Raw genomic sequence first — 10,511 nt, forward strand, 5'->3', positions numbered from 1 at the left:
TATATATGTTTCAATAATGAAGCTACATAATAATTAAAGAAATATTGAAAAAATTTCATATTCCATTGTCAATTGTTCATTGTACATTGTTAATTGGAATATATATTATTAAATTTTGAGAGACATTTGATTAAAAATACAAATGTCAGATGGATATAAAGATTAAGAAAAAGGAGCTATCAGAAGTAATGCAGGAATTATCTAACGTATTAGCTGGTAAATATGAAGAGATAGTTGAAAAGATAACAAGCTTTTCAAATGAATATCTTAACGATGAATATAAAAATCTCTGTATACAGGCTGCAAAAATATTATTTACAAATAATGAAGATAAAGTAAAAAAGGGAAAAAGCTTTTCATGGGCAGCAGGTATTGTACACGCTGTTGGAAATGTGAATAATTTATTTGATGCTAAAAATGAGCCCCATATGAAAGCTCTTGATTTATACAAAGGTTTTGGGGTAAGCAGCAGCACAGGATCGAGTAAATCAAAAGAGGTAAGAGCTTTATTAGGCTTGGATGAAAATGCTAATAAGTGGACAATAGGAAAAGCTGACTTATCAGCGCAAAAAGAAGCAGCAGTTACTGCAGAAAAAAATGAGGCAGATTCATTTAGATTTACTGTAAGCAAAAAATTTGTAGAAGCTCAAAGGGTTGTAGAAAGAGCTTGGAATGAAAAAAATTATAATAATAAGGCAAAATATGCTAAGGAAGCATTAAACATATATGAAGATTGTTCTGATGCATATATAATATTGTCAAAAAATTCTAGTTTGAGTAATTCAGAAAAGAAAGAATTATTAAAAAGAGCAGTTACAGCAGCACAAAATGTATTGAAAATAACTGAATTGAAAGATACAGATTTAAGAATATTCAGATTGTCAATTGCAGAACCATTCTTTGGAGCAAAATACACTTTAGCACTTCATTTATGGAACATGAATGAAAGAGAAGAAGCTATTGAAAATCTTAATGATGTATTGACATATGACAGAAAAGATAATCTTCTTTCAAGAGGAATTCTTACAAGCTGGCTTATAATTGAAGGAAAGCTTAAGGAAGCAGAAGAGATATTGACAAGATGTGAGCATGATTTCTTAGTTGATACAAATTATAACAGAGCAGCACTTTTATTTAAATGTGGAAAAAGAAGAGAAGCAGAAAGTGCATTGAGAAGAGCGTATAAAAGAAATCCATTTGTAGTAGATTATTTATTAAAATCAAAGACTATTAAATCAGTAAAATCATCACCAATACCAGGAAGCCCAGAGGAAGCAGCAAATTATGCAAAACTTGGACTAGAAGTTTGGAATGATGCAGAAATGATTAAATGGCTTAAATCCATGAAAAAAGATTTTGAAATATTACATTTTTAATATGAAAATTCTTTACATATATTAACTTATGTGTTAATATAATAACATAAATTTAATATGAATCTTCGGGGCGAGGTGTAATTCCTTACTGGCGGTATAGCCCGCGAGCTTATTATTGAGCAGATTCGGTTAAATTCCGAAGCCAACAGTTATAGTCTGGATGAAAGAAGAGTAATAAATATTTGTTTTATATTTTTTATAAGATTTGTGTTTGTATTTCTGTCCTGAACATTTTGTTCAGGACTTTTAGTTTTTTAAAAGAAACTATTGTTATTAAAGAAAGCAAAAATAGTATAGAAATATATTAATCCTATAGATATAATAAGAACAATTTAAATGAAAACCCTGAAGAATAATTCAGGGTTTTTATTTTTTATTGGAAGAAATTTATTTTAGGCAGGAGGAATTTCTATGGATGAATTTTATATGGAAAGAGCATTAGAACTAGCTCAAAAGGGAATGGGAATGGTAAATCCAAATCCTATGGTAGGCGCTGTTATAGTAAAAGATGGAATTATTATAGGAGAAGGATTCCATGAGGAATATGGATATGCACATGCAGAAAGAAATGCAGTGTTAAATACTGAAAGTGATATGGAAGGAGCAACAATTTATATTACATTAGAGCCTTGTGCGCATTATGGAAAGACGCCTCCCTGTGTAGATCTTCTTATAGAAAAGAAATTCAAAAGAATAGTAATAGGGATGCTTGATCCAAATCCTCTTGTGGCAGGTAAAAGCATTGAAAAGCTTAAAAAAAACAATATTGAAGTAAAAGTTGGAGTAAAAGAAGAGGAATGCAGAAGATTGAATGAAGTATTTTTGAAATATATAACGACTAAACAGCCATTTGTAATTATGAAAGCTGGAATATCGTTAGATGGGAAAATTGCTACAAGAAGTGGCGATTCCAAATGGATTACAAGTAAAGAATCACGTATTCATGCTCATGAATTGAGAAGACAGATGTCAGGAATTATGGTGGGAATAAATACAGTTTTAAGTGATAATCCATCTCTTACATATAGAGGTGAAAATAAAGGAAAGAATCCAGTAAGGATAATAGTAGATAGTAATTTAAGGATACCTTTGGACAGTAATGTTATTAAGGATGGACATAAAACAATAGTTGCATGCATTGAAGGAGCAGACCAAATAAAGAAAAAAAGACTTGAAGAGAATGGAATTAAAATAATAGAAACAAAATCATGTGAAGGAAAAGTTGATTTAAAAGAGTTAATGACAAAATTAGGTGAAAGAAATATTGATTCAGTTTTAATAGAAGGCGGGGGAATGATAAATTTTTCAGCATTGAAAGAAGGAATTGTTGACAAAGTGAGATTTTACATAGCGCCTAAGATTATTGGAGGAGAAAAAAGCAGAAGTAGTGTAAGTGGTGAAGGATTTTCAATTCTTGATGAATGTATACATCTTAAAGATATGGCTTATAAAAAAATTGGAAATGAAATTATGGCAGAAGGATACATTTTAAAGGAGGATGTGATGTGTTTACAGGAATAATAGAAGAAGTAGGAAGTCTTAAGGAATTAAAGATAGGAAGTGGATTTGGAAATATTGAAATAATGTGTTCAAAAGTTTTAGAAGAAACTCAAATAGGTGATAGCATAGCTGTAAATGGAGTATGTCTTACAGTAAATAAGCTAAAAGATAATTCTTTTATTGCAGATATTATGGGAGAAACATTAGAAAGAACAAATCTTGGAAATTTGAAGGAAGGTCAGAATGTAAATCTTGAAAGAGCATTGAAAGTAAGTGACAGACTTGGTGGACATATTGTAAGCGGTCATATTGATGGAAAAGGAAAGATAGTTTCTATAGAAAAAAAAGAAGATGGAACATGGTTTACAATAAAAGCTGGCAGAGAAATTTTGAAATATATAATATTTAAAGGTTCTATAGCAATTGATGGAATAAGTCTGACAGTTGCTTATGTGGATGATGAAACATTTAAAGTATCAGTTATTCCTCATACATTAGAAAATACCATACTGTCATTCAAAAAAGAAGGTTCAGATGTGAATCTTGAAAATGATCTTGTGGGAAAATATATAGAAAAATTTTCGTCTTTTGCAAAGGATAAAATTAGTGAAAATGAAAGCAGCATAACTATAGATTTTTTAAGGCAGAATGGATTCTGAGATTAAGCAGAAAAATTAGAGAATAATATAAAATTATGAGTATTTAAAGTAATTTAGAAAATTTAGAAAGTATATGTGATCTTTTTGAAAATTGAAATAAACAGATATTTTAAAGGAAGAAGGAAATAAAATGAAGTTTAATAAAATAAATGAAGCAGTTGAAGATTTGAAAAAAGGAAAGATGATAATAGTTGTAGACGATGAAGGAAGGGAAAATGAAGGAGATCTTGTAATACCAGCTGAGATGATTACAGGAGAAGCTATGAATTTTATGATTAAATATGCAAGAGGACTTGTATGTGTTCCAGTTGAAAAAGAAATAGCAGAAAAATTAAAATTAAATCCTATGGTGGAAAAGAATACAGATAATCATGAGACAGCATTTACAGTATCTGTGGATCATATTGATACTGAAACAGGAATATCAGCATTTGAAAGAGCTCATACAGTAAGGAATCTTGTAAAAAGCAATAATCCTATGGAATTCAGAAGACCAGGGCATATATTTCCGCTTATAGCAAAAGAAAATGGAGTCCTTGAAAGAACAGGACATACAGAAGCTGGAGTTGATCTTGCAAAAATTGCAGGATTTAAGGGAGCAGCTGTTATATGTGAAATTGTAAAAGATGATGGAACAATGGCTAGAAGAAATGATTTATTTGACTTTGCAGCAAAACATGATTTAAAGATAATAACAGTTGAAGATTTAATTAAGTACAGGCTTGAGAATGAAAGTATAGTGAAAAAAGAAACAGAAGCAAATCTTCCAACTAAGTATGGTGAATTCAAGGTAGTGGCTTTTAAAGAAAAAAATACAGATAAGTGTCATCTTGCACTTATTAAAGGAAATATAGAAGAAACTGAAAATATTCTTGTGAGAATTCATTCAGAATGCCTTACAGGGGATGCTCTGGGATCAAGAAAATGTGATTGTGGTGAACAGTATGAAGCATCTATGAAAATGATAGCAGAAGAAGGATGTGGAATACTGTTGTATATGAAGCAGGAAGGAAGAGGAATTGGACTTTTAAACAAATTAAAAGCATATGCTTTACAGGATAAAGGTTTTGATACTGTAGATGCAAACAGAAAACTTGGATTTAAAGATGATATGAGGGATTATAGAGCAAGTGCAGATATGCTTAAATATCTTGGAATAAACAAAATAAAGCTCATAACAAATAATCCAGAAAAAATAGATGGAATACAGAAATATGGAATTGAGGTAAGTGAAAGAATTCCAATAGAAATGAATGCTAACAAATATGATATTGGATATCTTAAAACAAAAAAAGAAAGAATGAGACATTTACTGACTATCTAATAAATTATTTATTTTAAATATATAAAGCAACATAATAATCAAAGAAATCTGGTGAAGGTTTCATAATTCATTGCTAATTATCAATTATACATTATTAATTGAAATATATAAATTTAATTATCATGGAGGAAATAAAATGAATACATTTGAAGGAAAATTAGTAGCAGAAGGATTAAAATTTGGAATAGTAGTAGGAAGATTTAATGAATTTATTGGAGGAAAACTTTTAGATGGAGCATTAGATGGATTAAAAAGGCACGGAGTAAAAGAAGAAGACATAGATATTGCATGGGTTCCAGGTGCTTTTGAAATACCACTAATAGCTAAAAAAATGGCTAAAAATGATAAATATGATGGAGTTATATGTCTTGGTGCTGTCATTAAAGGTTCTACATCTCATTATGATTATGTATGTTCAGAAGTATCAAAAGGAATTGCAAATGTTTCCCTTGAAAGTGAAAAGCCGGTATTGTTTGGGGTGCTTACAACAAATAATATTGAACAGGCAATAGAAAGAGCCGGTACTAAAGCAGGAAATAAAGGATATGAATGTGCTGTATCAGCTATAGAAATGGCCAATTTAATAAGAGTTCTTAAATAAATCAGAAGTTTATAATAAAGTATCTCTATAAAAATTTAATATGCAGATATCAAAATAGAAAATCAAAGTTTTCAATACAATAGACTTTGATTTTTTATTTTGAATTATGTCTATTAAAGGTAATTTTTAATCTAAAATAATATTTGAAGTACTTTGAAAGGGTTAATGCCAAATGTGTAATGCCGATAATAGATTAAGAAGATGTGTATTTTATTAAAATTATTAAATAGGGAAGTGTATATTTGTGGAGATAGTGAAATTGCAAAATCCATCAGAACAATCTGGAATAATAGGAGAAAATAAAAATATTAGAAAAACTTCAACTGAGTTTAAGAGTATATTAAATAATATAAAAAAGAATATAGAAGAGAATAAAGGTGAATTATTTTTTGATTTATGTGAAAAATACAATCTATCAGACAAAGCAATAAAAGCACTTGGAGACCTTGAGACAATATTAGATATAAAAATAACAGAAAAAGATTTTACTGAAGATGGACATGTGGATATTAGAAATATTTTAGAAAAGGGTTCAGCATCAATTAATTCATCAAATGTTGAAAAGATTAAAAAATGTGTTTACACTTTATATAAAGAAGAAGCAATAACGTTAAAACAATATTTAGAGGCACTTCAATTGATAAGACTTAAACAAAAATCACAAAATATAAAAGTAGAATGTGAAAATAACTTTATAAAATCTATAAATAATGCAAAAGAAATATTGAACAACCGGAAATGAGTCTGTCAATAGTTTTGTGTAAACTAAATTAGTTATATTATAAAAATGTAAAATAATCCATTTAAAAATACGGATTATTTTACATTTTTTTTATTAATGTGAATTATATAAAATTCTTAATTTTTAGATTCAAAACTTTCACAATTTGTCTGTGTATAGAGTTGGGGATTATTTCCAGAAACATTTATGGAATCAAGATTACAAATAGTATTACAGTTATGTGTACAAGTTTCTACTTTGCATATAAGGCAGTCACATTCACTGTTACTGCTATTTGTACTTGAACTTAAATCGCCATATAGTGCTTTATTTAAAAATGAACCACAACAAGTTCCAGAGTCAGAAGAAGCATTTAATCCTCCAATATCAACTCTGTTAGAATAACATACACCACTATTATTATGTGAACAATTATCTACATTACAATTAATTTTCTGCATTAAAAATCACTCCTTTAAAATAATAACAATTATTAATTAAAATATCTCTTTAATAACCCTTCAAATGCTCTTCCATGTCTTGCTTCATCTTTGCACATTTCATGGACTGTATCATGGATAGCATCAAGATTATTTTTCTTTGCCAACGTAGCAAGATCTTTTTTGCCTTGACATGCTCCAAATTCAGCTTCAACTCTGGCACTTAAATTGGATTTTGTACATGGCATAACTACTTCACCTAAAATTTCTGCAAATTTTGCAGCATGTTCCGCTTCTTCATATGCAATTCTTTTATAAGCTTCACCTACTTCAGGATAACCCTCACGATCAGCTTGACGGGACATTGCAATATACATACCTACTTCTGTACATTCTCCAATAAAATTAGCTCTTAAGCTTTCCAGGATTTCATCATCAACCCCATCTGCGATACCAATTCTGTGTTCATCAGCAAAATTTAATTCTTCATTCATTTCTTTGAATTTGTTCGAATCAGCTTTACAAATAGGACATACATCTGGTGGAGTTTCACCTTCATGAACATATCCACACACAACACAAATAAATTTTTTCATTAAGAATTCCTCCAAAAGAAATAATTTTTCAGGCAAACAACCTTAAGCTTAGTATTAACTTAAATTAAAAAAATATTACGATTTTTATGGAATGTATTAAAAATATAAATAATTCTTAAAGTAAAGTTAATATATTGGGAGTGTTGATTTTGTAATAGTTTTGTCATATAAATATATTATTAAAAGAGTATATTTAGATTTTTAATGTGATATAAACATTTCAATGTTTAGGGAGATTAATATGGATGATGATAGCAAAAATAGAATAAGTTTAAAATTAGAGAAGAAAAGATTGAATAAGAGTCTGATTCTTCTCATTGTAAGTGGCTTACTTTTTGGAATGGGAAAATGGATACCAGGATTTTCTGATATGTATTATAAATATGTATATTTCATATTACAAAATACCATATGTAGAATTTTTTCCTTTGTACCACTATCAGTTTATGAACTCATAATGCTGGGAGTGTTTGCATATTTGATATATAATTTTTTTTATTACAGTATTTTATTGCTGAAGAAAAGAATCAAGTTTTTAGAAGCCTTTAAGGAATATGCATCAAAGATTGTCATACTGGTTTCGTTTTTTGTGTTTTTTAATGTTATAGGACAAAGTGTAAATTGTTTTAAATCAAGTTTTGTAAGTCTGGAAGGAATTGATGATTCTGATATAAATGAAGAAAAACTGATAAAAGTATGTGAAGTTTTAAGAGATAGGCTTAATTATCTTGAAGAAAAAATAAAGAAAGATGAAAATGGACTTTTGCAATTAGATTATCATGATGTTGATAAAGAAGGAATTAGAACAATGGAAAATTTGGCAAAGAAATATAAAAGTCTTGATGGATTTTATCCTATGCCTAAACATTACATTTTTTCTCAGATAATGTCATATCAGCTTCTTCAAGGCGAAACAACATTTACTATAGAGGCAAATTATAATTATGACATGGCAGACAGCAATATACCAAGCACTATATGCCATGAATTAAGCCATATACAGGGATTTAATGATGAAAGTGAAGCAAATTTTATAAGTTTTCTTGCATGTGATGATAGTGATAATTATGAATATAAATATAGTGGCTATCTTATGGCATATGTGTACTGCATAAATGATTTATATTCACGTAATGAAAATGCAGTCACAGAAATAAACAGCAGCCTTTCAAAAAATGTAAAAAAAGAAATAAAAGAAGATGCAAATTTCTGGGCACAATATAAAGGCGGTATATCTAAATTATATACAAAAGTTTATGATGCTCTTTTAAAAGCAGGAGGCCAGAATGCTGGTATAAAAAGTTATAATAATGTTGTGAAATTAATTGTTTCATCTTATGAAAAGGAATGGAGTTAGGATAGATTTATTTCAGATATGTTTTAATAATAAGTGAAATTTATAAAGATTTCATATTTATTGAAAAATAGTCTGTGCAAACTTCAATAAGATGATATAATCACAATATCAAATTAAGGGGGCAGGTTTTTGAATTTGAAGAAAGTGAAATTTTATCCATATCCAGTTTTATATCAGAAAAAGTAAGTAGAGTATTATTTATTATTATTGATGGTCTTCTTGAAACTGCTTTAATACGTGCAAATAATTCTTCCATAGCAAATGGCTTTACTAAATAATCATCTGCGCCGTTATCAAGTCCTTCAATTTTATTTTCAATAGTATTCATGGCAGTAACCATAATAACAGGACATAGTATACTATTAGTACGTATTTCTTTTAAAATAGTGAGACCATCTTTTTCAGGGAGCATTCTATCAAGGATTATAATATCATAGTTTTTATTAAGTATATAATACATGGCTTTATCTCCATTATTGCAGATATCACATAAAAAGTTTTCTTTCTCTAATTCTTTCTTTAAAATGCTGCATAGGTCTTTATCATCTTCAATTATTAGTATATGCACTATAAACAACTCCCTTAAATATATTTTATCTCAGATTATTTTATATCATCATAAAGATAATTACAAATTTTAATTATATAGTATAAAATAGTAAAATGTTTTATTAAACTCTTGTCATAAAAGAAATTGAATATTACTATATATATGGCAATTGATAGATAATGAAGGATAAAATATTTCCAAGATTTCTTTGAAACTTTTATATGTAATTTTGCAATATAATATATATAATTATTGATTTAAATGTAAAGGAGTGAAGTAATGTCTAGTAAAGAATATCTGAATTTTATATTAGAACAGTTATCAGAATGTAAGGAAGTTACTTATAGGGCTATGATGGGAGAATTCATTATTTATTATAGAAAAAGGATTATTGGAGGAATTTACGATGATAGGTTTCTTGTAAAACCAGTAAAATCAGCTATAGAACTTATGCCTGATGCTTGTTATGAACTTCCGTATGAAGGAGCGAAAAAGATGCTGCTGGTAGACAATGTAGATAATAAAGAGTTTTTAATGAATTTATTGGAAAATATGTATGATGAACTGCCTGAACCAAAGTCTAAAAAGAAGTGAATAATATAATAAAAAATATGATCAAAATTACATTCAAATATAATTTTGATCATATTTTTTATTATAAAAGAAATTGACAGTGGACATCACTAATGATAAACTATAAATATTCGATAATAATTTTTATTATATCATATTTTAAAATAAAAGTCAATACTTTTTCGAAAGGAAGTTTTAAATTTGAATGAAATAATTAAAAGTTTTAAAGGGTTTAACAATAGTATTATAGAAAAACAGGTGTTTGATGAGATTATGAAGACCAATGAATTTTCAGAAGAATTTTCGTTGAAACTCAGTGAAAATGATGTAAAAGAGATAATTAAAACGAGAAATACTGCCCTTAAAATAAGCGGCAGAATAGAATTTAATGGTCAGATAATAACTAAAATAATTAAAAAGTTTTGTGATTCATCATATATATCACAATGTAATTATATGGATACAATAAACGAACTTGTAGAAATTTTTTATAATTATAAGAATGAAACTTTAGATTTGATAGGTGATGATGAACTTATAGAAATAATGAAAAAATATTTCGAAGGATATTGTCAAGGATCATTAGAACTTCTAGAAGGAAAAGTAATGTATGTTATTGCAGACAATGTAAGAAAGGGTATGAAAAATTATGCTGATATTGACAATGAAAAAGATTATTGAATCATAAAAGGATATGTCTAGTATAGCAGAATAAATAAAAGGAAAAAAATCAGAGATGGGAAATATGGAACAACAAAGAAGTATTGCACTTAATCAAAATAATTATGAAATTTTAACTGATATAATCAATGAA

The 10,511-nt window shown here is 28.1% G+C and carries 12 protein-coding genes and 1 riboswitch; of the genes, 9 read left to right on the forward strand and 3 right to left on the reverse strand.

Features of this window, described 5'->3' with window-relative positions:
- Positions 1–188: 188 nt before the first annotated feature.
- From Q0F58_RS14590 to Q0F58_RS14615, 6 genes are all read left to right on the forward strand, one after another.
- Positions 189–1,376, forward strand: coding sequence for a DUF6398 domain-containing protein (locus Q0F58_RS14590; protein ID WP_294378041.1), 1,188 nt, complete (start codon positions 189–191; stop codon positions 1,374–1,376).
- 57 nt (positions 1,377–1,433) lie between these two features.
- A riboswitch (FMN riboswitch) is annotated at positions 1,434–1,552 on the forward strand.
- Between the two features lie 235 nt (positions 1,553–1,787).
- Positions 1,788–2,897, forward strand: coding sequence for a bifunctional diaminohydroxyphosphoribosylaminopyrimidine deaminase/5-amino-6-(5-phosphoribosylamino)uracil reductase RibD (ribD, locus tag Q0F58_RS14595; RefSeq protein ID WP_294378045.1), 1,110 nt, complete (start codon positions 1,788–1,790; stop codon positions 2,895–2,897).
- Positions 2,882–3,535: a riboflavin synthase gene (locus tag Q0F58_RS14600; RefSeq protein ID WP_294378049.1), complete on the forward strand. Its 654-nt coding sequence runs from the start codon at positions 2,882–2,884 to the stop codon at positions 3,533–3,535. The genes ribD and Q0F58_RS14600 overlap by 16 nt, the downstream gene beginning before the upstream one ends.
- 130 nt (positions 3,536–3,665) lie before the next feature.
- A complete protein-coding gene (locus tag Q0F58_RS14605; RefSeq protein ID WP_294378052.1) occupies positions 3,666–4,859 on the forward strand; it encodes a bifunctional 3,4-dihydroxy-2-butanone-4-phosphate synthase/GTP cyclohydrolase II in 1,194 nt (397 codons plus the stop codon).
- 136 nt (positions 4,860–4,995) lie between these two features.
- Positions 4,996–5,460 carry a 6,7-dimethyl-8-ribityllumazine synthase gene (ribE, locus tag Q0F58_RS14610; RefSeq protein ID WP_294378054.1) on the forward strand — a complete coding sequence of 155 codons (465 nt, stop codon included), beginning with the start codon at positions 4,996–4,998 and terminating at the stop codon, positions 5,458–5,460.
- 244 nt (positions 5,461–5,704) lie between these two features.
- Positions 5,705–6,202 (forward strand): hypothetical protein, encoded by a 498-nt coding sequence (locus Q0F58_RS14615; RefSeq protein WP_294378057.1) that lies wholly within the window; start codon positions 5,705–5,707, stop codon positions 6,200–6,202.
- A gap of 116 nt (positions 6,203–6,318) precedes the next feature.
- On the opposite strand, the gene Q0F58_RS14620 is transcribed toward Q0F58_RS14615, so the two are convergent.
- Together Q0F58_RS14620 and Q0F58_RS14625 are read right to left on the reverse strand one after the other, a co-directional pair.
- Positions 6,319–6,642: a DUF1540 domain-containing protein gene (locus Q0F58_RS14620; RefSeq protein WP_294378060.1), complete on the reverse strand. Its 324-nt coding sequence runs from the start codon at positions 6,640–6,642 to the stop codon at positions 6,319–6,321.
- Positions 6,643–6,674: 32 nt separating this feature from the next.
- Entirely contained in the window at positions 6,675–7,217 is a 543-nt protein-coding gene (locus tag Q0F58_RS14625; RefSeq protein WP_294378062.1) for an NADH peroxidase, read from the reverse strand.
- 241 nt (positions 7,218–7,458) lie between these two features.
- Here Q0F58_RS14625 and Q0F58_RS14630 point away from each other — a divergent pair, with 241 nt between their 5' ends.
- Entirely contained in the window at positions 7,459–8,574 is a 1,116-nt protein-coding gene (locus Q0F58_RS14630; RefSeq protein ID WP_294378066.1) for a DUF3810 domain-containing protein, read from the forward strand.
- Positions 8,575–8,674: 100 nt separating this feature from the next.
- On the opposite strand, the gene Q0F58_RS14635 is transcribed toward Q0F58_RS14630, so the two are convergent.
- Positions 8,675–9,142 (reverse strand): response regulator, encoded by a 468-nt coding sequence (locus Q0F58_RS14635; RefSeq protein WP_294378068.1) that lies wholly within the window; start codon positions 9,140–9,142, stop codon positions 8,675–8,677.
- Between the two features lie 261 nt (positions 9,143–9,403).
- Here Q0F58_RS14635 and Q0F58_RS14640 point away from each other — a divergent pair, with 261 nt between their 5' ends.
- Positions 9,404–9,718, forward strand: coding sequence for a TfoX/Sxy family protein (locus Q0F58_RS14640; RefSeq protein ID WP_294378070.1), 315 nt, complete (start codon positions 9,404–9,406; stop codon positions 9,716–9,718).
- A 252-nt stretch (positions 9,719–9,970) separates the two neighbouring features.
- The gene (locus tag Q0F58_RS14645) at positions 9,971–10,378 is read left to right on the forward strand and encodes a DUF6323 family protein (protein WP_294378071.1); all 408 of its coding nucleotides are present in this window, start codon (positions 9,971–9,973) and stop codon (positions 10,376–10,378) included.
- The last annotated feature ends 133 nt before the right edge of the window (positions 10,379–10,511 follow it).

Origin of the sequence: uncultured Clostridium sp. (assembly GCF_934754915.1) — a bacterium.
In the GTDB taxonomy this organism is placed as follows: domain Bacteria; phylum Bacillota; class Clostridia; order Clostridiales; family Clostridiaceae; genus Clostridium.

Bases quoted from the DNA above. Each gene is read 5' to 3' on its own strand.
- Q0F58_RS14590 (WP_294378041.1), top strand. From the start codon at position 189: ATGCAGGAATTATCTAACGTATTAGCTGGTAAATATGAAGAGATAGTT.
- ribD (WP_294378045.1), top strand. From the start codon at position 1,788: ATGGATGAATTTTATATGGAAAGAGCATTAGAACTAGCTCAAAAGGGA.
- Q0F58_RS14605 (WP_294378052.1), top strand. From the start codon at position 3,666: ATGAAGTTTAATAAAATAAATGAAGCAGTTGAAGATTTGAAAAAAGGA.
- ribE (WP_294378054.1), top strand. From the start codon at position 4,996: ATGAATACATTTGAAGGAAAATTAGTAGCAGAAGGATTAAAATTTGGA.
- Q0F58_RS14620 (WP_294378060.1), bottom strand. From the start codon at position 6,642: ATGCAGAAAATTAATTGTAATGTAGATAATTGTTCACATAATAATAGT.
- Q0F58_RS14625 (WP_294378062.1), bottom strand. From the start codon at position 7,217: ATGAAAAAATTTATTTGTGTTGTGTGTGGATATGTTCATGAAGGTGAA.
- Q0F58_RS14630 (WP_294378066.1), top strand. From the start codon at position 7,459: ATGGATGATGATAGCAAAAATAGAATAAGTTTAAAATTAGAGAAGAAA.
- Q0F58_RS14640 (WP_294378070.1), top strand. From the start codon at position 9,404: ATGTCTAGTAAAGAATATCTGAATTTTATATTAGAACAGTTATCAGAA.
- Q0F58_RS14645 (WP_294378071.1), top strand. From the start codon at position 9,971: ATGAAGACCAATGAATTTTCAGAAGAATTTTCGTTGAAACTCAGTGAA.